The following is a 24697-nucleotide window of genomic DNA, read 5'->3' on the forward strand; positions in this document are numbered from 1 at the left end:
ATAAAGTTTGTGGCAATATTATAATAGGTGTGTTTATATTCAAAAAATTACCATGGGAGTAGTACCCAATGAACTTAAGCATAGCGAAGGTGAATTTTAGGTACTATCCTTGTCAGAGTTGGCAAGGTTCATAACGACCGGTGGGAGTTAGGAACCTGTGACTTAGGGCTTCAAATATTGGTAATTTGTTTTTAACTACTTAAGTTTTATTAAGGGGTGGTAATAATGGTGCATCCTGTTTCGTATGGAAAACGGGTTCGTATGAGCTATTCTAGGATTGATGAGGTTCTAGAACTACCAGATTTAATTGAGGTACAGAAAAGGTCCTATGATTGGTTTATTACTGAAGGACTTAAAGAAGTATTCGAAGATATTTCTCCAATCCAAGATTACACAGGAAATCTAATTTTAGAGTTTGTTGATTATAGTATTGGTGATGAAGCAAAATATGAAGAAGAAGAGTCTAAAGAAAGAGATGTTAATTTTGCTGCACCACTAAAAGTTAAGGTTAGACTAATCAATAAGGAAACGGGAGAGGTTAAAGAACAAGAAGTGTTTATGGGAGATTTCCCTTTAATGACAGAAAAGGGAACCTTCATAATCAATGGAGCAGAGAGGGTAATAGTAAGCCAGTTGGTTAGATCACCTGGAGTTTATTTTGCTGAAGACATAGATAAGACAGGTAAAAGACTGTATTCTTCCACTGTAATACCTAATAGAGGTGCTTGGTTAGAATACGAAAGCGACTCAAATGATGTAGTATATGTTAGAGTAGATAGAACTAGAAAACTTCCCCTTACTATTTTACTTAGGGCATTAGGATATGGTTCTAATGCAGAAATTTTAGAACTTTTAGGTGAAACTGAACAGGTTTTAAAAACCCTTGAAAAGGATAGTACAAAAACACATGATGAAGGATTACTTGAAATATATAAAAGGCTTAGACCAGGCGAGCCGCCAACAGTAGATAGTGCTAGATCACTTATTAATACACTATTTTTTGACCCGAAAAGATATGATTTAGCTAAAGTTGGTAGATATAAATTTAATAAAAAGCTATCTCTTTACAATAGAATCGCAAATAGAAGAGCCGCTAACACGATAGTTGATGAAAATACAGGAGAAATCTTAGCAGAAAAAAATGAAAAGATTTCTAGGAAAAAGGCTATTGAAATAGAGAATGCAGGTATAAATGTTGTAGATGTATTAACTGATGATAACAAGACTGTAAGAGTTATGGGTAATCATTTCGTAAACATTAAAGCATTTAATCTGCCTTTTTCTGTTGAGGATATTGGACTAAAAGAGAAAGTATATTATCCAGTGATGAAGGAATTAATAGAAAAGCACGGAAAAACCGAGGAACTAAAAGAAGCTATAAAAGAAAGAATCAGAGAGCTATCTCCAAAGCATATAATAAATTCAGATATAATAGCATCAGTTAATTATGAATTCAATCTATTTTTTGGCATTGGAAATACTGATGATATAGATCACCTTGGAAACAGGCGACTTCGTTCTGTAGGAGAGCTTTTGCAGAACCAATTTAGAATAGGTTTATCAAGGATGGAAAGAGTAGTCAGAGAAAGAATGACTATTCAAGATATAGATGTAGTTACACCACAGGCTTTAATTAACATCAGACCAGTTGCCGCAGCTATAAAGGAATTCTTTGGTAGCAGCCAGTTATCACAGTTCATGGATCAAACAAACCCATTAGCAGAGCTCACACATAAACGAAGAATGTCAGCATTAGGCCCGGGAGGACTTAGTAGAGATAGAGCCGGCTTTGAAGTAAGAGACGTTCATCACTCACACTACGGAAGAATGTGTCCTATAGAAACACCTGAAGGACCAAACATCGGACTTATCACGTCGCTTACTACCTATGCTAGAATAAATGACTATGGATTTATAGAGGCACCATATAGAAGAGTTGACAAAGAAGCTGGAGTAGTCACAAATGAGATTGATTACTTAACGGCAGATGTTGAAGATGAATTTATCATTGCCCAATCAAATGAGCCATTAGATGCTGAAGGTAAGTTTGTCAATAAAAGAGCACTAGCTAGAGCGAAATATGGAAGCATTGAAGTAGTACCAGTAGACGAAGTGGATTACATGGACGTATCACCTAAGCAAATAGTTGCTGTGGCTACTGCTATGATACCATTTTTGGAGAATGATGACGCCAATAGAGCGCTGATGGGTGCAAACATGCAGCGTCAGGCTGTACCGCTATTAAAAACAGAAGCTCCAATTATAGGTACAGGAATGGAATATAGAGCTGCAAAGGATTCAGGAGTAGTATCAGTTGCAAAAAATGCTGGAGTTGTCCTTAGGGTAGCAACAGATGAAATATTAATAAGAAGAGATGAAGACGGACAAATAGATAAATATAAACTGTTGAAGTTTAAACGTTCAAACCAAGGAACATGTATAAATCAAAGACCTATTGTAAGAAAGCATGAAAGAGTTAAAAAAGGTCAGGTTATAGCAGACGGTCCTTCAACAGATCAAGGCGAAATTGCACTTGGTAAAAACCTACTTATTGGATTTATGACATGGGAAGGCTATAACTACGAAGATGCTATTTTGTTGAATGAAAAGGTTGTAAGAGAAGACATATTAACCTCAGTTCACATAGAAGAGTATGAATCAGAGGCTAGAGATACAAAGCTTGGACCAGAAGAGATTACAAGAGATATACCAAATGTGGGAGAAGATTCATTAAAGGACCTGGATGAAAGAGGAATTATCAGAATAGGTGCAGAGGTTGAAGCAAATGACATATTAGTAGGCAAGGTTACACCAAAGGGAGAGACAGAGCTTACTGCTGAAGAAAGATTATTAAGAGCAATATTTGGTGAAAAGGCTAGGGAAGTTAGAGATACTTCACTGAGAGTGCCTCACGGAGAGACAGGAATAATTGTAGATGTAAAAGTATTTACAAGGGAAAATGGAGATGAATTACCTCCAGGAGTCAATCAACTTGTCAGAGTATATATAGCAACAAAACGTAAAATCAATGTTGGAGATAAGATGTGTGGTAGGCATGGTAATAAGGGTGTTGTTTCTAGGATTCTTCCTGAAGAGGATATGCCTTTCTTGCCAGATGGAACACCACTAGAGGTTGTTCTTAATCCACTGGGAGTTCCTTCTCGTATGAACATTGGTCAGGTATTGGAGGTACATCTAGGATTAGCTGCAAAAAAAGCAGGCTGGCATGTTGCTACTCCAGTATTTGATGGAGCTAATGAAAATGATATATGGGATGCTTTAAAGGACGTGGGATATCCAGAAAGCGGAAAAATAAACCTTAGAGACGGTAGATCAGGAAAGGCCTTTGACAATCCAGTTACAGTTGGATACATGTATATGCTTAAGCTTCACCATTTAGTTGATGATAAAATTCACGCTAGATCTACAGGCCCTTATTCTCTAGTTACTCAACAGCCATTAGGAGGTAAAGCTCAGTTTGGTGGCCAGAGATTTGGTGAGATGGAGGTATGGGCATTAGAGGCTTATGGTGCTTCCCATACTCTTCAAGAGATATTGACAGTTAAATCGGATGACGTAGTAGGACGTGTGAAGACATATGAAGCAATAGTTAAAGGAGAGAATATTCCTGAACCAGGAATTCCAGAATCATTTAAGGTTCTTATAAAAGAACTGCAAAGTTTAGCATTAGATGTTAAAGTAATAACTGATGATAAGGAAATAGAAATCAAAGAATCAGTAGATGATGAAATTGGCGATTTAAATATTGGCTTCGATGTGGAAGATAAAGATAGCGAGTTTGAAAGTGAATATTATAATGATTATGATGAGACTAATGTAGAAAATGTTGAGGAAGATCTTGAAAGTGAGGAATCTGACGATGATAAGTTCATCTTTGAAGATGATGAATTGTTTGATGAAGATTTCGATGACTAGTTTTAGACTTAAACTAATTTTATGAAGGGAGAGAAAGCCCCTTGTTCGAGCTTGATAATTTTGATTCAATCAGGATTGGTTTAGCATCACCTGAAAAAATACGACAATGGTCAAAAGGAGAAGTAAAAAAGCCTGAAACCATAAATTATAGAACCTTAAAGCCTGAAAAAGAAGGTCTATTTTGTGAGAAAATATTTGGACCTACAAAAGACTGGGAATGCCATTGTGGAAAATATAAGAGAGTAAGGTACAAAGGAGTAGTTTGTGACAGGTGTGGAGTTGAAGTCACAAAGGCTAAAGTAAGAAGAGAAAGAATGGGGCACATAGAGCTTGCTGCTCCAGTTTCTCATATTTGGTATTTTAAAGGTATACCAAGTAGAATGGGACTTATATTAGATATGTCCCCTAGAGCTTTGGAGAAGATTCTCTATTTTGCTTCTTATGTAGTAATAGATGTTGGTGATACATCTCTTTCTGAAAAACAACTATTAAGTGAAAAAGAATATAGAGATGCTATTGATAAATATGGCAGAAGATTTAAAGCTTCTATGGGAGCTGAGGCAATAAAAGAGCTTCTATCTAAAATAGATTTAGAAGGAGAAGCAAAGGACCTAAGAACTCAGCTAAAAGAAAGTTCAGGACAAAAGAAGATTAGAATCATAAGAAGACTAGAAGTCGTAGAAGCTTTTAGACAATCAGGAAATAAGCCTGAATGGATGATATTGGATGTAATACCTGTTATTCCACCAGACCTAAGACCTATGGTACAGCTTGACGGCGGCAGGTTTGCGACATCAGATTTAAACGATCTTTATAGAAGAGTAATAAATAGAAATAACAGATTAAAAAGACTGTTGGATTTAGGTGCTCCAGATATTATAGTTAGAAATGAAAAGAGAATGCTTCAAGAAGCTGTGGATGCTTTGATAGACAATGGAAGAAGGGGAAGACCTGTAACAGGACCTGGTAACAGACCATTAAAATCATTGTCTGATATGTTAAAAGGTAAACAGGGAAGATTTAGACAAAACCTTCTTGGTAAGAGAGTTGACTATTCAGGACGTTCTGTTATAGTTGTTGGACCAGAGCTTAAATTTTATCAGTGTGGACTTCCTAAGAAGATGGCATTGGAACTATTTAAGCCATTTGTAATGAAGAGATTAGTAAATGAAGGCCATGCACATAATATCAAGAGTGCAAAGAGAATGGTAGAAAAGGTTAAGCCAGTTGTATGGGATGTATTAGATTCAGTTATAAAAGAACATCCAGTACTATTAAACCGTGCCCCTACTCTACATAGACTTGGAATTCAAGCTTTTGAACCAATTCTTGTAGAGGGTAAGGCAATTAAGCTGCATCCACTTGTATGTACAGCTTATAACGCAGACTTTGATGGAGACCAAATGGCTGTTCACGTGCCTCTTTCTATGGAAGCACAAGCAGAGGCAAGATTCCTTATGCTATCAGTGAACAATATTCTTGCGCCAAAGGATGGCAAACCTATTACAACTCCTACTCAGGATATGGTATTAGGAAGCTATTATTTGACTGTAGAAAAACCAGGAGAACCAGGCGAAGGAATGATTTTTAAAGACTACGATGAATTGCTTCTTGCATATTATGATGGGGCAATAGATCTACATTCCAGAGTTAAAGTCAGAGTAAAGCTTGATGAAAACGACAGAGGCAAGCTAGTAGAAAGTACAGTAGGTAGATTTATATTTAACCAAAACATTCCACAAGATTTAGGATTTGTAGATAGAGAGAAAGACAAATACTCTTTAGAAATAGATGATATTGTAGATAAGAAAAAGTTAGGGATAATCATAGAAAAATGCTTCAGAAAACATGGAAATACAATAACAGCAGTAGTACTAGATAATATTAAGGCAACTGGATTCCATTTTTCTACAATTGGTGCTATTACAGTAAGTATTGATGATATAGTAGTTCCTGAAGCAAAAGAAATACTGATATCTGAAGCAGAAGAAAAAGTCGATAAATATGAAAAATCCTATAGAAGAGGACTTATATCAGACGAAGAAAGATATGAAAGAGTTATAGAGGTTTGGAATAGAACGACAGAACAGGTTACTGAAGCACTTATGGATAATCTAGATCCTCTTAACAATATATTCATAATGGCTCAGTCAGGAGCAAGAGGTAGTAAAAATCAGATTAGACAGCTTGCAGGTATGAGGGGCCTTATGGCAAATGCTTCGGGTAAAACTGTTGAGCAGCCTATTAGAGCAAACTTTAGAGAAGGACTTACAGTACTTGAGTTCTTTACTTCAACACACGGCTCTAGAAAAGGTCTTGCAGATACGGCTTTAAGAACAGCTGACTCAGGATATTTGACAAGAAGGCTAGTTGATGTTAGCCAGGATGTAATAGTAAGAGAAGACGATTGTGGAACTGATCACTATGTAACAATTAAAGCATTTAAAGATGGAAGAGAAGTTATAGAAGACTTATGGGATAGAATTGAAGGCAGATATGCATTCGATGATATAGCAGATCCAAATACAGGTGAAGTAATTGTAAAAGCAGGAGAACTAATCACCGAAGGAGCAGCAGATAGAATTGTCGCTTCTGGAATTGAAGAGGTCAGGGCAAGATCTGTATTAGGATGTAAAACAAGACATGGAGTATGTTCAAAATGCTATGGAAGAAATCTTGCTACTGGACATATAGTAAATATTGGAGAAGCAGTAGGAATCATAGCAGCCCAATCTATAGGTGAGCCTGGTACTCAGCTTACAATGCGTACCTTCCATACAGGTGGAGTTGCTGGAGCAGATATTACTCAAGGTCTTCCAAGGGTTGAAGAGCTTTTTGAAGCTAGAAAACCAAAAGGTCTTGCTATCATTACAGAGATTTCAGGTACTGTTTCATTGAATGAGTCAAAAAGAAGGAAAGAAGCAATAGTAACTGCTGCAGATGGTGAAGCAAGAACATATACTATACCATATGGTTCTAGATTAAAAGTTAAAGCTGGAGATTTTATTGAGGCTGGAGATGAAATAACTGAAGGTTCAGTTAACCCACATGATATATTAAAAATAAAAGGGATTTCTGGAGTTCAATCATATCTTGTAAAAGAAGTTCAAAGAGTTTACAGAATGCAAGGTGTTGATATAAACGACAAACACATTGAGGTTATAGTTAGACAGATGTTAAATAAAGTTAAGATTGAAGATTCAGGTGATACAGATTTTCTTCCAGGTGGATTAGTAAATATATTTGATTTTGAAGAGACAAATGGGAAAATAGAAGAGGGACTAGGAAAACCAGCAGTAGGAAGAAGAGTATTACTAGGAATTACCAAGGCATCATTAGCCACTGAATCCTTCTTATCAGCTGCATCCTTCCAAGAAACTACAAGAGTACTGACAGAAGCAGCAATAAAAGGAAAAGAGGATGGGCTAATAGGATTAAAGGAAAATGTGCTTATTGGTAAACTTATACCAGCAGGTACTGGTATGAGAAAATATAAGGATATTGCTCTGAAGCGTGAGGATGAAGAAGCAGAGGAAGAAATAAGCCTTGAATAATATAAATGTTGACACTCGTTATAACAGATGTTAAAATATATAAGTGTGTAAAATTGCAGGTTGACTCTTTTGAATCAATGAAGATTATGAGGCTTTAGCCTCATAATCTTCTGGATGTTAAATGAAGGAGGAAACTAAAATGCTAACTAATCTTAAAGATACTAAAAAGGTTGTTGGTATAAAGCAGGCCAGAAGAGCAATAAATAATGGTGAAATTCAAACAGTATATATTGCAGAAGACGCAGAGCCTAAAGTAGTACAGGACATTATTCATTTATGCAATGAAAAATCTATAGAAATTATCTACGCTTCAAGTATGAAGGAATTAGGTAAGGCCTGTGGTATTGATGTAAGTGCAGCAGTTGCTGCGATTTTGAAATAGTTAAATTTTGGAAGGAGGTGCTTCGATGCCAACAATTAGCCAATTAGTAAAAAAAGGTAGAGAAGAAGTTGTCTACAAATCTAAATCAGCTCACTTAGGAGTAGGATTAAACTCTCTAAAGAAAAGAACAACTAAGGTTAATTCTCCACAAAAAAGAGGGGTATGTATAGCAGTTAGAACTGTAACACCTAAGAAACCTAACTCCGCTTTAAGAAAGATTGCCAGAGTTAGACTTACAAATGGTTTAGAGGTTAATGCTTACATCCCAGGTATAGGCCATAACTTACAAGAGCATAGTGTTGTTCTTATAAGAGGTGGAAGGGTTAAAGACTTACCAGGGGTTAGATACCATATCATTAGAGGAACATTAGACTCAGCTGGTGTAGACAAGAGGATGCAATCCAGGTCAAAATATGGTGCAAAGAAACCTAAGAAAAAATAATGCTGCCAGGTACGGAAATGCGGGGTTTTAGCGTCATGAGCTAAAGGCTGTTTATATAAATGCATTTTAGTGCGCTGACGACAAGCTTCAAATGTCGAGTACCTATGAATTAATCTTAAATGTTTAAGGAGGGAAGAATAGTGCCAAGAAAAGGACATATTCCAAAAAGACAAGTTAGTCCAGATCCAATATATAAGGATAAAGTAGTTACAAAATTAATAAATCAAATCATGCTCGATGGGAAAAAAGGTGTAGCACAAAGAATAGTGTATGATGCCTTTGATTTCATAGGAGAAAAAACAGGTGAAGACCCACTAGAAGTTTTCTACAAAGGCTTTAACAACATAATGCCTGTACTTGAAGTAAAGGCAAGACGTGTTGGTGGGGCAACATACCAAGTGCCAATTGAAGTTAGACCAGATAGAAGACAAACTTTAGGATTGAGATGGCTAGCAGAATACTCTAGAAAAAGAGGAGAAAAAACTATGAGTGAAAAACTAGCTAAGGAAATCATGGATGCAGCTAACAACACAGGTGCGAGCGTTAAAAAGAGAGAAGATACTCATAAAATGGCTGAAGCTAATAAAGCTTTTGCACATTACAGATGGTAATAAATATAGATATTTATGGTTAAAATCAAAGTTGAATAAAAGTAAAAAAAATAAAATAAGTAACAGAAAGGAGGATTACTGTGCCTAGAGAATTTTCTTTAGAAAAAACTCGAAATATTGGTATAATGGCTCACATAGATGCAGGTAAAACGACTACTACTGAAAGAATACTATTCTATACAGGTAGAACTCATAAAATAGGCGAAACTCATGAAGGTTCCGCTACAATGGATTGGATGGAGCAAGAACAGGAAAGAGGAATCACAATAACTTCTGCAGCAACCACAGCTCAATGGAATGGTCATAGGATAAATATCATAGACACACCAGGACACGTGGATTTTACCGTTGAGGTAGAAAGATCTCTTCGTGTTCTCGATGGCGCAGTAGCAGTTTTTTGTGCAAAAGGCGGTGTGGAACCACAATCAGAAACAGTATGGCGCCAAGCAGACAAATACAATGTTCCACGTATGGCTTTTGTAAATAAAATGGATACTACAGGTGCCGATTTCTTTAGAGCAGTAGATATGATGAAGGAAAGATTAAAGGCTAATGCCGTACCTGTACAGCTACCAATAGGTTCAGAAAGTGATTTTGTAGGTATGATTGACCTAGTTAATATGAAAGCTAGAATATACAAAGACGAACTAGGAAAAGAATATGAAATAGTAGATGTTCCAGCAGAGATGGTGGATTTAGCAAAGGAATATAGAGAAGCGCTAATAGAAGCTGTAGCTGACGAGAATGAAGAGCTAATGATGAAATACCTTGAAGGTGAAGAAATTAGCATTGATGAAATAAAGAGTGCGATAAGAAGTGCTACAATTGCATGTAAAGTAACTCCAGTTTTATGCGGTTCAGCATATAGAAATAGAGGTGTTCAACCACTTCTTGATGCAGTAGTTGAATATATGCCTGCACCTACAGACGTACCAAACATAACAGGAGTTAAACCAGGTTCAGAAGAAGTTGAAGAAAGAGTATCTTCAGACGAGGAACCTTTTGCAGCATTAGCATTTAAAATTATGGCAGATCCATATGTGGGTAAACTTGCTTTTTTTAGAGTTTACTCAGGAGTATTGGAATCAGGCTCATATGTATTGAACTCAACAAAGGGCAAAAAAGAAAGAATAGGCCGTATATTACAGATGCATGCGAATAAAAGGGAAGAATTAGATAGAGTTTATGCTGGAGATATTGCAGCTGCAGTAGGACTAAAGGATACAGGAACAGGAGATACTCTTTGTGCTGAGGATAGTCCTATAATATTAGAATCTATGGAATTCCCAGAGCCAGTTATTAGAGTAGCTATAGAGCCTAAATCTAAAGCAAGCCAAGATAAAATGGGAATAGCTTTAGCTAAATTGTCAGAAGAGGACCCAACATTTAAAGCTTATACAGATCAAGAAACAGGTCAAACAATAATAGCAGGAATGGGTGAATTGCACCTAGAAATTATTGTTGACAGACTTCTTAGAGAATTTAAAGTAGAAGCTAATGTAGGTAATCCACAGGTTGCATATAAAGAAACTATAACTAAACAAGTTGAAGTTGAATCAAAATATGCTAGACAATCTGGTGGACGTGGACAGTACGGACACGTTAAGATTAGAATGGAACCAAGACAACCAGGCGAAGGCTATGAATTTGTGAATAAAATCACTGGTGGAGTTATACCGAAAGAGTATATTCCAGCTGTTGACAATGGTATACAGGAAGCTATGCAAAATGGTGTTCTTGCAGGATATGAAGTTCTTGACTTTAGAGTAACTCTATATGATGGATCATACCATGAGGTTGACTCATCAGAAATGGCATTTAAAATAGCAGGTTCAATGGCATTTAAAGATGGTATGAAAAAAGCAAATCCTGTAATTCTTGAGCCATATATGAAGGTCGAAGTTGTTATGCCAGAAGAGTATATGGGAGACGTAATAGGTGATCTTAACTCAAGAAGAGGTAGAATAGAAGGTATGGAATCAAGAAATGGATTACAAGTTGTAAGAGGATTTGTGCCTCTAGCAGAAATGTTTGGATATGCGACTGATCTTCGTTCTAAAACTCAAGGTCGTGGAACATATACAATGCAATTTGACCATTATGAGGCAGTACCAAACAGCTTAGCTGAAAAAATTATTAATAAATAATGTTTAGTATTTTATTATTTTAATATATAAATTTGTTTTAGTAGGGAGGAATAAAAAAATGGCAAAAGCAAAATATGAAAGAAATAAGCCACACGTTAATATTGGAACAATAGGACACGTTGACCATGGTAAAACAACATTAACAGCAGCAATCACAGCAGTATTAAACAAAAGATATGGCACAGGCGAATTCATTGACTATGCAAACATAGACAAAGCACCAGAAGAAAGAGAAAGAGGAATTACAATATCAACATCACACGTAGAGTATGAAACACCAAATAGACACTACGCACACGTTGACTGTCCAGGCCATGCTGACTACGTTAAGAACATGATAACAGGAGCAGCACAAATGGACGGAGCAATACTAGTATGTTCAGCAGCAGATGGCCCAATGCCACAAACAAGAGAGCATATACTACTATCAAGACAAGTTGGAGTACCAACAATAGTAGTATTCCTAAACAAAGCTGACATGGTAGATGACGAAGAACTAATCGAACTAGTAGAAATGGAAGTAAGAGAATTACTTTCAGAATATGAATTTGATGGAGACAATGCACCAATAATAGTAGGATCAGCATTAAAAGCATTAGAAGACCCAGACGGAAAATGGGGAGACAAAATATTGGAATTAATGGAAGCGGTAGACGCAACAATCCCAACTCCAGTAAGAGCAACAGATAAGCCATTCCTAATGCCAGTAGAAGACGTATTTACAATCACAGGAAGAGGAACAGTAGCAACAGGAAGAGTAGAAAGAGGAATATTAAAAGTACAAGACCAAGTACAAATAGTAGGCTTAACAGACGAACCAAGAACAGTAGTATGTACAGGAGTAGAAATGTTCAGAAAGATGTTAGACGAAGCACAAGCAGGAGATAACATAGGAGCATTACTAAGAGGAGTACAAAGAAGTGAAATAGAAAGAGGTCAAGTACTAGCAAAGCCAGGAAGTATAATACCACATACAAAATTCAAAGCAGAGGTATACGTACTAACAAAAGAAGAGGGTGGAAGACATACACCATTCTTTGATGGCTATAGACCACAATTCTACTTCAGAACAACAGACGTAACAGGATCAATCAAGCTACCAGAAGGCGTAGAGATGGTAATGCCAGGAGATAACGCAACATTTACAATAGAACTAATAACACCAATCGCAATGGAAGAAGGATTAAAATTCTCAATTCGTGAAGGTGGAAGAACAGTAGGAGCTGGAGTCGTAGCTGAGATAGCAAAATAGTTAAAACGACATAAAGATATATATTACATTAAAAGAGGGGGCATCCCCTTCTTTTAATGTCTAATATGTTAATAAATTGGAAAGAATAAAAATCATAAAAATATTTTTAAAAAATATCAAAAAAATTAAAATTAATACTTGAGTTTTGGCCCAATATGATATAAAATATTGTGGTATGTAGTTGACATGCGATGAAGCAAGAGGTTGCTTATTTACAATAAAATAAGGTAATTTTTGCGGAGAATGTCCGGCTTAGACTCGGGCGACAAGGGATAGCTGTGCACAAAAAACCACAAAACACCCGGTTGAGTGTATCGGCACTCATTGTTGCATGTAAATTAAAACATGCGATAGTAAGGAGGGAATTTTAATGTCAAACAAACAAAAAATAAGAATCAGATTAAAGGCTTATGATCATGAGATCCTTGATTCATCAGCACAAAAGATTGTAGAAACTGCTAAAAGAACTGGAGCAAATGTTTCAGGTCCTATACCACTACCAACAGAGAAGCAGATAATTACAATATTAAGAGCTGTTCATAAATATAAGGATTCTAGAGAGCAGTTTGAACAAAGAACTCATAAGAGACTAATCGATATCTTAAACCCTACACCAAAAACAGTAGATTCATTAATGAAACTTAATCTACCAGCAGGTGTAGATATTGAAATTAAATTATAAGAATACAAGTAGAGAATTAAAATAAAATACACTCTGCTTAGTATGATTACACATGAGTGTAATCCGCTGTAAGACTTCAGGAGGTGTAAAAATGAAAAGTATATTAGGTAAAAAAGTAGGCATGACACAAGTGTTTACTGAAGAAGGAATAGTAATTCCTGTTACAGTAATCGAAGTTGGCCCAATGAAAGTTGTTCAAAAGAAGAATGTAGAAAAAGATGGATACAATGCTATTCAAGTAGGATATGGCGATATTAAAGAGAAAAAAGTTAACAAGCCATTAAAGGGTCACTTTGGAAAAGCAAATGTAGAAGTTAAAAGATTTTTAAGAGAAATCAGAGTTGATAATATAGATGGATATGAAATAGGTCAGGAAATCAAAGCTGACATATTTGCAGTGGGCGAGAGAGTAGATGCTATTGGAACATCCAAGGGTAAGGGATATCAAGGAGCTATTAAGAGACACAACCAATCTAGAGGACCTATGACTCATGGTTCTAAATACCACAGAGGAATAGGATCAATGGGTGGTTCAGCTACTCCAGCAAGAATATTAAAGGGCAAGAAAATGCCAGGACACATGGGAAATGAAAGAGTAACAGTACAAAACTTAGAAGTTGTAAGAGTAGATGCAGAAAAGAACTTCATATTAGTTAAAGGTGCAGTTCCAGGACCAAAAGGCGGACTAATTACAATAAAAGAAACTGTAAAGGCTTCAAAGTAAGTTCTTTAGGAAAGGAGGAAGTTAGATGCCAAAGGTAGCTTTATATAACGTATCAGGCCAACAAATTGGTGATATAGAGTTAAGTGATGCAGTGTTTGGAGTTGAAGTAAACCAACATGTTTTATACGAAGCTGTAAAGAATCAGCTTGCAAATAAAAGACAAGGGACACAATCAGCTAAAACAAGAGCAGAAGTAAGAGGTGGAGGAAAGAAACCTTGGAGACAAAAAGGAACTGGTAGAGCTCGTCAAGGAAGTATAAGATCACCTCAATGGATAGGTGGTGGAGTAGTATTTGCTCCAAAGCCAAGAGACTATAGCTATAGTATTCCTAAAAAGGTTAAGAGATTAGCTATGAAGAGCGCATTAAGCTCAAAAGTTGAAAGTAAAGAAATAATAGTATTAGATGAATTAAATCTAACTCAACCTAAGACAAAAGATATGGTAAATATCTTAAAGAATATTAATTCTAATAAAAAGGCACTAATAGTTATGGCTGAAAAGAATGAAAATGTAGTGAAATCTGCAAGCAATATACAAGGTGTTCAAACTACTTTGACAAACACTCTTAATGTATATGACATACTAAAATATGATTCATTTATTATAACTAAGGATGCCGTTAAAAAAGTGGAGGAGGTGTATGCATAATGCGTAATCCACACGACATTATAAGAAAGCCTATAGTAACAGAGAGAAGTATGGATGATATGGCAGAAGGTAAATATACTTTTGTTGTAGATAAAAGAGCAAATAAAACAGAAGTTAAAAATGCTGTTGAGAAGGTATTCGGAGTAAAGGTTGAAAAAGTAAACACTATGTTTATGGAAGGTAAAGTAAAAAGACAAGGAATCCATGAGGGTAGAAGACCGAGCTGGAAAAAAGCCATAGTTACCCTTACTAAAGATAGTAAAGGTATAGAGTTCTTTGAAGGCATGTAATTCTTAATTGCAAGTAAGAGGAGGGAACAAAATGAGTATCAAGAAATTCAAAGCGACTTCGCCTGCAATTAGACAAATGACTGTTTCGACATTTGAAGACATCACTAAAAAAGATCCTGAGAAGTCATTAATTGTAAGCTTGAATAGACAAGCAGGAAGAAACGTCCATGGTAAGATTACAGTTAGACATAGAGGCGGCGGAGCTAAAAGAAAATATAGAATAATTGATTTCAAGAGAAATAAAGATGGAGTACCAGGAAAAGTTGCTGCAATCGAGTATGATCCAAATAGAACAGCTAACATAGCATTAATAAACTATGTTGACGGTGAAAAAAGATATATACTTGCTCCACTTGGTTTAAAAGTTGGAGATGTTATAGAATCAGGTGTAGAAGCAGACATAAAAGTAGGTAATGCATTGCCATTAAAAAACATACCAGTTGGTACAGTAATCCATAATGTTGAGCTAAAGGCTGGAAAAGGCGGTCAATTAGTAAGATCTGCTGGTAATTCAGCACAGCTTATGGGTAAAGAAGGCAACTATGCTACAGTTAGACTTCCATCCGGAGAGTTTAGACTTATTAGAATAGAATGCAGAGCTACTATAGGCCAAGTAGGCAATGTAGAGCATGAAAATATAACAGTAGGTAAAGCTGGTAGAAAGAGACACATGGGCTTTAGACCAACAGTTAGAGGTAGTGTTATGAACCCTAATGATCACCCACATGGCGGTGGAGAAGGAAGAACTGGAATAGGTAGACCATCACCAGTAACACCATGGGGTAAACCAGCATTAGGATATAAGACTCGTCAGAAGAATAAAAAGTCAAATCAATACATCGTTAGAGCGAGAAAGAAATAATCTTATAAAAGTAATTAGTCGGCTTAGGCTTATGCTTATAAAAGAACAAACAATATCGCATTGGGAGGAGGAACTTAAATGGGTAGATCCCTTAAAAAAGGACCATTTTGCGACGATCATTTACTAAAAAAGGTCGAAGAATTAAATGATAAGAATGATAAGAAAGTTATTAAGACATGGTCACGTCGTTCAACTATATTTCCACAAATGGTAGGACACACTATAGCTGTACATGATGGAAGAAAACACATTCCAGTATACGTAACAGAAGATATGGTAGGTCATAAGCTAGGTGAATTTGCTCCTACTAGAACATTTAAAGGGCATGCAGGTTCAGAAAAAACAACATCAGTTAGAAAGTAAGTAAGAAGGAGGGAACTTCGAGTGGAAGCTAGAGCTATCGCCAAACATATTCGTATTGCACCAAGAAAGGTGAATTTAGTAGCTGCTGAAATAAGAGGCAGAAACGTTGATGAAGCACTTGCCATCTTAAAATTCACACCTAAAAGAGGCGCTAAAGAATTAGAGAAAGTTCTTAGTTCAGCTATTGCAAATGCTGAAAACAATTTTGATATGGATAGAGAAAAGTTATATGTATATGAGGCTTATGGAAATCAAGGTCCTACATTAAAAAGATGGAGACCTAGGTCACAAGGTAGAGCATATCCAATTCTAAAGAGAACAAGCCACATCGGAATCGTGCTAAGAGAGAGAGAATAGAAAAGGAGGGATAAACAGATGGGCCAAAAAGTTAATCCACATGGATTGAGAGTAGGTATAATTAAAGATTGGGATTCGAAATGGTATGCTGACAGTAAACAATTTTCTGAGTATTTAGTAGAAGATAATAAAATACGTGAATTCGTGAAGAAAGAGTTGTTTACTTCTGGAATATCAAGAATTGAAATAGAGAGAGCAGCTAATAGAGTTAAAGTTACTGTGAACACTGCTAAACCAGGTATGGTTATAGGTAAAGGCGGTCAAGGCGTTGAAGAGCTAAGAAAGAATTTAGAAAAGCTTACAAAGAAAAACGTAACAGTAAATGTTGAAGAAATAAAGATTCCTGAACTAGATGCTCAATTAGTAGCTGAAAATATTGCAAGCCAACTTGAACGAAGAGTATCATTTAGAAGAGCAATGAAGCAAGCTATTCAAAGAACTATGAGATCAGGAGCAAAAGGAATTAAAACATCTGTATCAGGAAGAGTTGGTGGTGCAGATATGGCAAGAACTGAAGGTTACAGCGAAGGAACAATACCTCTTCAAACTTTAAGAGCCGATATAAGCTATGGTTTTACTGAAGCAAATACAACATACGGTAAAATAGGCGTTAAAGTTTGGATATACAAGGGTGAAGTTCTTCCTACTGCAAAGGTAGAACAAAAAAAAGAGGTTACTGAGAAATAAAGTAGTGTAGGAAGGAGGAAGTTAATATGTTAATGCCTAAAAGAGTAAAACGCCGTAGAGTGCAAAGAGGAAGAATGACAGGTAAAGCTACTCGAGGCAACAAGATTTCTTACGGTGAATTTGGATTACAAGCATTAGAACCAGCTTGGATTACATCCAATCAGATAGAAGCAGCAAGAAGAGCTATGACAAGATATGTTAAGAGGGGCGGAAAGGTCTGGATAAAAGTATTCCCAGATAAGCCAATAACACAAAAACCTGCTGAAACTCGTATGGGTTCTGGTAAAGGTTCACCAGAATATTGGGTAGCAGTAGTAAAACCAGGAAGAGTATTATTCGAAATGGCTGGAATTCCTGAAGAAACTGCAAGAGAGGCCATGAGACTAGCAGCACATAAATTACCTATTAAAACTAAATTTGTCACTCGACAAGATGTAATTGAAGAGGGTGGTGAAGCTAATGAAAGCTAATGAAATTCGTCAAATGACTGCTCAAGAACTTGATAACAAACTTAACGATTTAAAGGCTGAACTGTTTAACCTAAGATTTCAATTAGCTACAGGACAGCTTGATAACCCAATGAGAATCAAATCTGTTAGAAAAGATATTGCGCGTGTAAAGACAATAATAAGGGAAAGAGAAATAAAACAGATTAACGCATAGTTGCAAGGGAAAGGAGGGCCAACCTAATGCAAAGAGGTAACAGGAAGGTTAGAACAGGTCGAGTTGTAAGCGACAAGATGGACAAAACAATTGTAGTTGCTATAGAAACATTTGTTGCACATCCTTTATACGGGAAAATGGTTAAAAAAACTACAAAATTTAAAGCTCATGATGAAAACAATGAATGCCGTATTGGCGATAAAGTTAAGATAATGGAAACTAGACCATTAAGCAGAGAAAAAAGATGGAGACTAGTTGAGATAATAGAAAAAGCAAAATAATCCTTGGTATTGACGAAAGGAGGGTAATAAATGTTACAACAAGAATCACGTATGAAAGTTGGAGATAATTCTGGAGCTAAGGAATTATTAGTTATTAAAGTTTTAGGCGGAACACGTAGAAAATACGCTAATATAGGAGATATAGTAGTCGCTACTGTCAAAAGTGCAACACCAGGCGGTGTTGTTAAAAAAGGTGAAGTAGTTAAAGCTGTTATAGTAAGATCTAAAAAAGGTGTTAGAAGAAAAGACGGAAGCTACATCAAATTCGATGAAAATGCAGCTGTTATAATAAAAGAAGATAAATCACCAATCGGTACTCGTATTTTCGGACCAGTTACAAGAGAGCTAAGAGACGGTAACTTTATGAAGATAATATCATTAGCACCTGAAGTGTTATAAGAGGAGGTGTAGACAATGCATGTTAAAAAAGGTGACACAGTAGTAATAATATCAGGTAAAGATAAAGGCAAAAAAGGAAAAATTCTTGCTGCTATGCCAAAGGAAGACAGAGTAATTGTAGAAGGCATAAACATGCTTACAAAGCATAAAAAACCAAGCGGACAAATGCAGCAAGGTGGAATAATACATCAAGAAGGACCAATTCACGTGTCAAACGTAATGTTATACTGCAATAAAGATAAGACAGGCGTTAGAGTCGGACAAAAAGTTTTAGATAACGGCGATAAAGTAAGAGTCTGCAAAAAATGTGGTGAAGTTTTATAGTTAAGCTACAGTTGAAAGGAGGTTTACAAAATGGCAACACGCCTTAGAGATAAATATACAAACGAAGTTATTCCAGCATTAATGGAAAAATTTAAATATAATAACATAATGGAAGTACCTAAGCTTGAAAAAATAGTTTTAAACATGGGCTTAGGAGAAGCTAGAGATAACCCAAAATTGTTAGAATCAGCTGTAGAAGAGCTAGGTATTATATCAGGACAAAAACCAATAATAACTAGAGCAAAAAAATCTGTAGCAAACTTTAAAGTTCGTGAAGGTATGCCAGTTGGTTCAAAAGTTACATTAAGAGGAGAAAAAATGTATGAATTCCTCGATAAGCTAATGAACATTGCACTACCAAGAGTTAGAGACTTTAGAGGGGTATCAGCTACATCATTTGACGGCAGAGGAAATTATGCTCTAGGAATCAAGGAACAGCTAATATTTCCTGAAATAGAATATGATAAAGTTGATTCTATTAAGGGATTAGATATAATCGTGGTTACAACAGCAAAAACAGATGAGGAAGCGAAAGAATTCTTAGCACTTATGGGAATGCCCTTTAGAAAGTAATGGAGGAGGCGAAAAAGAGTGGCTAAAAAGTCAATGATAATTAAACAAAGCAGAAAGCAGAAATTCAGCTCTAGGGAATATAATAGATGCAAGATTTGCGGAAGACCACATGCTTATTTAAGAAAATTCGGAGTTTGCCGTATTTGCTTCAGAGAACTAGCTTACAAGGGACAGATTCCTGGAGTAAAAAAAGCGAGCTGGTAATAGATTGTTAAAATGGAAGGAGGTAGACTCGAATGGTGATGACTGATCCAATTGCAGATATGCTTACAAGAATAAGAAACGGAAACAATGCAAAACATGAGACTGTGGATATCCCAGCTTCAAATATGAAAAAATCATTAGCTAACATCCTTTTAGAGGAAGGGTTTATAAAAGGATTTGATGTAATAGAAGATGCAAAACAAGGTATTCTAAGAGTACAACTTAAGTATGGAAAAGATAATGAAAAAATAATTTCTGGATTAAAAAGAATATCTAAGCCTGGCTTAAGAGTTTATGTAAAAAGTGATGAGATACCAAGAGTTTTAGGAGGACTAGGAATAGCAGTTCTTTCAACATCTAAAGGTATCGTAACAGATAAGGTAGCAAGAAAAGAAGGCGTTGGCGGAGAGGTAATCTGCTACATTTGGTAATAGATAAAAGACTGATTTAAAGGAACAGGAGGTTAGAGTCATGTCAAGAATAGGTTTGAAGCCGATAACTATACCAAGTGGCGTGGAAGTAAGCATTAATAAAAATAACTATGTAGTAGTTAAAGGCGCAAAAGGAAAATTAGAACAACAACTTGATAAAGAAATACAAATTAACATAGAAGATAATGTAATCCATTTGTCTCGTCCAACTGAGCAAAAGAGACATAAAGCTTTACATGGGTTAACGAGAACATTACTAGCTAACATGATTGAAGGGGTTACCAATGGTTATAGTAAGAGCCTTGAAATCATAGGAACAGGTTATCGTGCTCAAAAACAAGGTAAGAAGCTAGTGCTTTCCTTAGGTTTTTCTCATCCAGTTGAGATGGAAGACCCAGAAGGAATAGAAGTTGAAGTACCAGCTCCTACAAAGATAATTGTTAAGGGCATAGATAAACAACAAGTTGGAAACTATGCTGCAGTGATTAGAGACTTTAGAAGACCAGAACCTTATAAAGGTAAAGGTGTAAGATATGAAGGCGAAATTGTAAGACGTAAGGAAGGCAAGACAGGTAAGTAGGAAAGGAGTGAAAACAGGTGCTTAAAAAAGAAAATAGCAATGTAAAAAGACAAAAAAGGCATTTAAGAATAAGAAAGACTGTAAATGGAACTCCTGAGAGACCAAGATTAAATGTGTATAGAAGTTTGAATCATATATATGCGCAAATAATCGATGACAAAGCAGGAAGAACTTTAGTGTCTGCTTCTACACTCGATAAAGACTTAAAAGAAAAACTAGAGGCAACTAGCAATAAAGAAGCAGCTAAGGCTGTTGGTAAACTAGTAGCTGAAAAAGCCCTAGCAAAAGGCATCGAAGAAGTTATATTCGATAGAGGCGGATGTATTTATCACGGGAGAGTTAAAGAACTTGCAGAAGGTGCAAGAGAAGTCGGATTAAAGTTCTAGAGAAGGAGGGAAAATAATGCAACATGGTCGTATAGATGCTGGTGAATTAGATCTAAAAGAAAGAGTAGTTAGTATAAATCGTGTCACTAAGGTTGTTAAAGGTGGTAGAAACTTTAGATTTAGCGCTCTAGTAGTAGTAGGAGACGAAAATGGACACGTAGGCGTAGGTATGGCTAAGGCCCTTGAGGTTCCAGAGGCTATAAGAAAAGCAATACAGGACGCTAAAAAGAATTTAATTATGGTACCAACTGTAGGTACAACAATTCCTCATGAAACAGTAGGAGAATTTGGAGCAGGAAGAGTATTACTAAAACCAGCTTCAGAAGGTACAGGAGTTATCGCTGGAGGTCCTGTGCGTGCAGTTATTGAACTTGCAGGCATTAGAGACCTAAGAGGTAAGTCCCTAGGCTCAAATAATCCTAGAAACATGGTAAATGCAACTATGGAAGCTCTAAAACAACTTAAGAGAGCAGAAGAAGTTGCAAGACTAAGAGGAAAAACTGTAGAAGAGTTATTAGGTTAGGGGGGAAATACCTTGGCTAAAATTCAAATAAAACTAGTAAAGAGCACTATAGGAAGACTAGAAGCTCACAAAAGAACTATTGAAGCCTTAGGACTTAGAAAAATAGGTCAAATAGTTGAGAAAGAAGATACTCCTCAAATTAGAGGTATGATAGAAAAAGTTAATTATATGGTTGAAGTTATTGAGTAGAACTTTTTGATAAGAGGAGGTGCAACCATGAAACTACATGAATTAAGACCAAATCAAGGTGGCGGAAGTAAAAAGACTAAAAGATTAGGTAGAGGTACTGGATCAGGACAAGGTAAAACTTCTGGTAAAGGACAAAAAGGTCAAAAATCCCGTTCAGGCGGTGGAGTAAGACCTGGTTTTGAAGGTGGACAGATGCCACTTTATAGAAGACTACCTAAAAGAGGATTTACAAATATATTTGCTAAGAGCTATGCAATAGTTAACCTTGATGATTTAAATATATTTGAAGATAATGTAGAAGTAACACCCGAACTTCTAATTCAAGCTGGTATAATAAAGAAAATTGAAGACGGAGTTAAGATACTTGGAGACGGGGAATTAAATAAAAAATTAACTGTTAAAGCCCAAAAATTCAGCAAATCAGCAGCTGAAAAAATAGAGGCTAATGGGGGAAAGGTAGAGGTGATCTAAAATGCTATCCACTCTTAGGAACGCATGGAAAATTCCAGATTTAAGAAAAAAAATCTTATTCACATTTGCCATGCTTATAGTGTTTAGATTAGGCTCTAGTATTCCAGTTCCTGGAATAGACAGAAAAGTAATTGATTCTATGTTTGCTGCTAGCTCTGGGGGAATGCTAGATTTTCTAAACTTAATGGCAGGGGGAGCTTTCAAAGATTTTACAATTTTTGCGCTTAACATTTACCCTTATGTAACTGCTTCAATTATAATACAGTTATTAACAATTGCTATTCCAAGCTTAGAAGCTCTAGCAAAAGAAGGCGAAGAAGGAAGAAAGAAAATAGCTGAATATACTCGATATGGTACAGTAATACTTGCTTTAGTTCAAGCAATAGGTATCAGCGTAGGGTTTTTCAACAGAGCACTTATCAGTAGAGAATTCCTGCCAGTAGCAGTAATTGTCTTAGTATTAACTGCTGGAACAGCATTTTTAATGTGGCTAGGAGAACTTATTACAGAAAAAGGTATCGGAAATGGTATTTCACTTATAATATTTGTAGGTATCGTTTCAAGAGCACCTAGTGCTCTGATAAATATGTTTAAACTAGTTATGGCAGGGCAAATAAGTATAATAAAAGTAATTGGCTTTTTAATAGTAGCATTGATTATCATAGTTGGAGTTATAGCTATACAAGATGGTACAAGAAAGATACCTGTACAGTATGCTAAAAGAGTTGTAGGAAGAAAGATGTATGGAGGACAAAGTACACATATACCTATAAAAGTGTTGATGGCAGGAGTTGTACCTGTAATTTTCTCTACATCATTACTACAATTTCCTCAAATACTAACTATGTTTTTAAATCCTAATGGTAAGGCTGCTGCCTTTGTTTCTAAATACTTTACAGTGAGCGGCGATGTAGGAGTTTGGGTATATTCAATACTAAATGTTTTATTGATAATATTCTTCACATACTTCTACACAGCAGTACAATTTAACCCTGTTGAGTATGCAAACAATCTGAAGCAATATGGTGGTTTCGTACCAGGAATAAGACCTGGAAAGCCTACTTCAGATTATTTAAGCAGAGTTATATCAAGAGTTACATTTTCAGGTGCAGTGGCTTTAGCAGTCATAGCAACATTACCAGTTATCATAGAAGCTTTTGTGAAGCTTAATGTTCACTTCGGTGGAACTGGATTACTAATTGTTGTAGGTGTTGCTTTAGAGACCATGAAGCAAATTGAAGCTCAAATGATGATGAGACACTACAAAGGATTCTTGAAATAGTAAATAAGTAAATACACCCTTTGGAGATGATGTTATTGAGACTTATTCTATTAGGACCACCTGGTGCAGGTAAAGGAACTCAGGCGGTTAATATAGTTAAGAAATACAGCATACCACATATATCAACTGGAGATATGTTCAGAAAAAACATCAAAGAAGGTACAGACTTAGGCATTAAGGCAAAAGAGTATATGGATAAGGGATTACTAGTACCTGATGATTTAGTGGTAGCTATTGTAAAAGATAGATTAACAGAGAAAGACTGCCAAAAAGGCTTTCTATTAGATGGCTTTCCTAGAACAGTGAATCAAGCTGATGCTTTAGATGCAGAGCTTACAAGTTTAGATTATGAATTAGACTATGTAATAAATATAGATGTCAGTAAAGAAGAACTTGTTGATAGGGCAGTGGGCAGAAGAGTATGTAAAGATTGCGGTGCAACATACCATGTAAAATTTAATCCATCAAAGGTGGAAAAAATCTGCGATGTTTGCGGTGGAGAGCTCATTCAAAGAAAAGATGATACTGTAGAAACAGTAACAAAAAGAATTGAAGTATATCTAGAGCAAACTCAGCCTCTAATAGATTACTATGGAAAAAAAGAAATACTGATAAACATAGATGGAAAACAAGATATTGACAAAGTATTTCAAGACATAGTAATAGCATTAGGGAGAGAATAATAATGATTATTTTAAAAAGTGATAGAGAAATAGAATTAATGTCAAAAGCAGGAAGGCTTGTTGCTGAGACACATGCCTTTCTCCAAGACATAATAAAGCCTGGAGTGACAACTAAGGAATTAGATGAAGCTGCAGAAGACTTTATTAGAAGTCATGGTGCATTACCTGCTTTTAAAGGTTATAACGGTTTTCCAGGAAGTATATGCGCTTCTATTAATGAAGTAGTAGTTCATGGGATTCCTGGATTAAACAAGTTAAAAGATGGCGATATTATAAGTATAGATATCGGAACTATAATTGACGGATATTATGGAGATGGAGCTAATACGTATCCTGTTGGTACGGTTTCAGATGAGGATTTAGAGCTAATAAAAGTGACAAAACAGTCTTTTTATGAAGGTCTAAAATATGCAAAAGTAGGCAACAGATTATCCGATATCTCCCATGCAATACAGAAGTATGCAGAAAGTAATGGTTTTTCAATAGTTAGAGACTTTGTAGGACATGGAATAGGTCAAAGAATGCATGAGGAGCCCCAAATACCAAACTTTGGACTACCAGGAAAAGGTCCTCGACTTAAAGAGGGCATGGTGCTAGCCATAGAACCTATGGTGAATTCAGGCACTTACCATGTAAAGATACTAAGTGATAACTGGACAGTAGTTACGGTAGATGGCCATAAGTCTGCACATTATGAGCACACAATAGCTATAACAAATGATGAGCCATTAATCTTAACTAAGTTATAATCCATCGAAGAGGTGAAAATT

Annotated in this window: 31 protein-coding genes; all 31 read left to right on the forward strand. The window is 36.0% G+C overall.

Translation table 11 applies throughout. The features are described 5' to 3' along the window. Positions 1-225 precede the first annotated feature (225 nt). Positions 226-3936: a DNA-directed RNA polymerase subunit beta gene (gene rpoB, locus QO263_RS05390; RefSeq protein ID WP_285627315.1), complete on the forward strand. Its 3711-nt coding sequence runs from the start codon at positions 226-228 to the stop codon at positions 3934-3936. A gap of 41 nt (positions 3937-3977) precedes the next feature. After that, entirely contained in the window at positions 3978-7490 is a 3513-nt protein-coding gene (gene rpoC, locus QO263_RS05395) for a DNA-directed RNA polymerase subunit beta' (protein WP_285627317.1), read from the forward strand. 139 nt (positions 7491-7629) lie between these two features. Continuing rightward, the gene (locus QO263_RS05400) at positions 7630-7872 is read left to right on the forward strand and encodes a ribosomal L7Ae/L30e/S12e/Gadd45 family protein (protein WP_285627320.1); all 243 of its coding nucleotides are present in this window, start codon (positions 7630-7632) and stop codon (positions 7870-7872) included. Between the two features lie 25 nt (positions 7873-7897). Next, positions 7898-8314: a 30S ribosomal protein S12 gene (gene rpsL / locus QO263_RS05405; protein WP_285627323.1), complete on the forward strand. Its 417-nt coding sequence runs from the start codon at positions 7898-7900 to the stop codon at positions 8312-8314. A 140-nt stretch (positions 8315-8454) separates the two neighbouring features. Beyond that, a complete protein-coding gene (rpsG, locus tag QO263_RS05410) occupies positions 8455-8925 on the forward strand; it encodes a 30S ribosomal protein S7 (protein ID WP_285627326.1) in 471 nt (156 codons plus the stop codon). Between the two features lie 80 nt (positions 8926-9005). Continuing rightward, positions 9006-11072, forward strand: coding sequence for an elongation factor G (gene fusA, locus QO263_RS05415; RefSeq protein WP_285627328.1), 2067 nt, complete (start codon positions 9006-9008; stop codon positions 11070-11072). A 58-nt stretch (positions 11073-11130) separates the two neighbouring features. Next, complete coding sequence (gene tuf / locus QO263_RS05420; protein WP_285627297.1) at positions 11131-12324, forward strand: elongation factor Tu; 1194 nt, start codon at positions 11131-11133, stop codon at positions 12322-12324. A 370-nt stretch (positions 12325-12694) separates the two neighbouring features. After that, positions 12695-13006 carry a 30S ribosomal protein S10 gene (rpsJ, locus tag QO263_RS05425; RefSeq protein ID WP_285627331.1) on the forward strand — a complete coding sequence of 104 codons (312 nt, stop codon included), beginning with the start codon at positions 12695-12697 and terminating at the stop codon, positions 13004-13006. Positions 13007-13097: 91 nt separating this feature from the next. Next, entirely contained in the window at positions 13098-13730 is a 633-nt protein-coding gene (gene rplC / locus QO263_RS05430; RefSeq protein WP_285627334.1) for a 50S ribosomal protein L3, read from the forward strand. A 25-nt stretch (positions 13731-13755) separates the two neighbouring features. Continuing rightward, the gene (gene rplD / locus QO263_RS05435) at positions 13756-14379 is read left to right on the forward strand and encodes a 50S ribosomal protein L4 (RefSeq protein ID WP_285627337.1); all 624 of its coding nucleotides are present in this window, start codon (positions 13756-13758) and stop codon (positions 14377-14379) included. After that, positions 14379-14669 (forward strand): 50S ribosomal protein L23, encoded by a 291-nt coding sequence (gene rplW, locus QO263_RS05440; RefSeq protein ID WP_502928698.1) that lies wholly within the window; start codon positions 14379-14381, stop codon positions 14667-14669. The genes rplD and rplW overlap by 1 nt, the downstream gene beginning before the upstream one ends. A gap of 31 nt (positions 14670-14700) precedes the next feature. Then, positions 14701-15531: a 50S ribosomal protein L2 gene (gene rplB / locus QO263_RS05445; RefSeq protein ID WP_285627340.1), complete on the forward strand. Its 831-nt coding sequence runs from the start codon at positions 14701-14703 to the stop codon at positions 15529-15531. Positions 15532-15609: 78 nt separating this feature from the next. After that, on the forward strand, positions 15610-15894 hold the full coding sequence (rpsS, locus tag QO263_RS05450) for a 30S ribosomal protein S19 (RefSeq protein WP_285627343.1): 285 nt from the start codon (positions 15610-15612) through the stop codon (positions 15892-15894). 21 nt (positions 15895-15915) lie between these two features. Then, positions 15916-16251, forward strand: a complete 336-nt coding sequence (gene rplV / locus QO263_RS05455; protein ID WP_285627345.1) for a 50S ribosomal protein L22 — start codon at positions 15916-15918, stop codon at positions 16249-16251. Between the two features lie 18 nt (positions 16252-16269). Continuing rightward, positions 16270-16938, forward strand: coding sequence for a 30S ribosomal protein S3 (rpsC, locus tag QO263_RS05460; RefSeq protein ID WP_285627348.1), 669 nt, complete (start codon positions 16270-16272; stop codon positions 16936-16938). A gap of 26 nt (positions 16939-16964) precedes the next feature. Beyond that, on the forward strand, positions 16965-17408 hold the full coding sequence (gene rplP / locus QO263_RS05465; protein ID WP_285627352.1) for a 50S ribosomal protein L16: 444 nt from the start codon (positions 16965-16967) through the stop codon (positions 17406-17408). Next, positions 17398-17601, forward strand: a complete 204-nt coding sequence (gene rpmC / locus QO263_RS05470; protein WP_074350974.1) for a 50S ribosomal protein L29 — start codon at positions 17398-17400, stop codon at positions 17599-17601. Before rplP ends, rpmC begins: the two co-directional genes overlap by 11 nt. 26 nt (positions 17602-17627) lie before the next feature. After that, positions 17628-17882: a 30S ribosomal protein S17 gene (rpsQ, locus tag QO263_RS05475; RefSeq protein WP_285627355.1), complete on the forward strand. Its 255-nt coding sequence runs from the start codon at positions 17628-17630 to the stop codon at positions 17880-17882. A gap of 30 nt (positions 17883-17912) precedes the next feature. Then, a complete protein-coding gene (gene rplN, locus QO263_RS05480) occupies positions 17913-18281 on the forward strand; it encodes a 50S ribosomal protein L14 (protein ID WP_285627358.1) in 369 nt (122 codons plus the stop codon). Between the two features lie 15 nt (positions 18282-18296). Further along, positions 18297-18605 (forward strand): 50S ribosomal protein L24, encoded by a 309-nt coding sequence (gene rplX, locus QO263_RS05485; RefSeq protein WP_285627361.1) that lies wholly within the window; start codon positions 18297-18299, stop codon positions 18603-18605. Between the two features lie 30 nt (positions 18606-18635). Next, positions 18636-19178: a 50S ribosomal protein L5 gene (gene rplE, locus QO263_RS05490; protein ID WP_285627364.1), complete on the forward strand. Its 543-nt coding sequence runs from the start codon at positions 18636-18638 to the stop codon at positions 19176-19178. Between the two features lie 18 nt (positions 19179-19196). Next, positions 19197-19382, forward strand: coding sequence for a type Z 30S ribosomal protein S14 (locus QO263_RS05495; RefSeq protein ID WP_285627367.1), 186 nt, complete (start codon positions 19197-19199; stop codon positions 19380-19382). Between the two features lie 32 nt (positions 19383-19414). Then, on the forward strand, positions 19415-19813 hold the full coding sequence (gene rpsH / locus QO263_RS05500; protein WP_285627370.1) for a 30S ribosomal protein S8: 399 nt from the start codon (positions 19415-19417) through the stop codon (positions 19811-19813). A gap of 40 nt (positions 19814-19853) precedes the next feature. After that, positions 19854-20393 (forward strand): 50S ribosomal protein L6, encoded by a 540-nt coding sequence (gene rplF, locus QO263_RS05505; protein ID WP_285627373.1) that lies wholly within the window; start codon positions 19854-19856, stop codon positions 20391-20393. Positions 20394-20410: 17 nt separating this feature from the next. Continuing rightward, positions 20411-20779, forward strand: a complete 369-nt coding sequence (gene rplR / locus QO263_RS05510) for a 50S ribosomal protein L18 (protein WP_285627375.1) — start codon at positions 20411-20413, stop codon at positions 20777-20779. A gap of 16 nt (positions 20780-20795) precedes the next feature. Further along, entirely contained in the window at positions 20796-21302 is a 507-nt protein-coding gene (rpsE, locus tag QO263_RS05515; protein WP_285627380.1) for a 30S ribosomal protein S5, read from the forward strand. Between the two features lie 12 nt (positions 21303-21314). Continuing rightward, a complete protein-coding gene (rpmD, locus tag QO263_RS05520) occupies positions 21315-21491 on the forward strand; it encodes a 50S ribosomal protein L30 (RefSeq protein WP_285627382.1) in 177 nt (58 codons plus the stop codon). Positions 21492-21518: 27 nt separating this feature from the next. After that, positions 21519-21962, forward strand: coding sequence for a 50S ribosomal protein L15 (gene rplO / locus QO263_RS05525; RefSeq protein ID WP_285627385.1), 444 nt, complete (start codon positions 21519-21521; stop codon positions 21960-21962). Position 21963: 1 nt separating this feature from the next. Further along, positions 21964-23244: a preprotein translocase subunit SecY gene (gene secY, locus QO263_RS05530; RefSeq protein ID WP_285627387.1), complete on the forward strand. Its 1281-nt coding sequence runs from the start codon at positions 21964-21966 to the stop codon at positions 23242-23244. A gap of 35 nt (positions 23245-23279) precedes the next feature. Beyond that, positions 23280-23927 (forward strand): adenylate kinase, encoded by a 648-nt coding sequence (locus tag QO263_RS05535; protein ID WP_285627390.1) that lies wholly within the window; start codon positions 23280-23282, stop codon positions 23925-23927. Between the two features lie 2 nt (positions 23928-23929). Next, positions 23930-24676, forward strand: a complete 747-nt coding sequence (map, locus tag QO263_RS05540) for a type I methionyl aminopeptidase (RefSeq protein WP_285627392.1) — start codon at positions 23930-23932, stop codon at positions 24674-24676. Positions 24677-24697 lie beyond the last annotated feature (21 nt).

The organism is Proteiniborus sp. MB09-C3 (assembly GCF_030263895.1).
Lineage (GTDB): Bacteria > Bacillota > Clostridia > Tissierellales > Proteiniboraceae > Proteiniborus.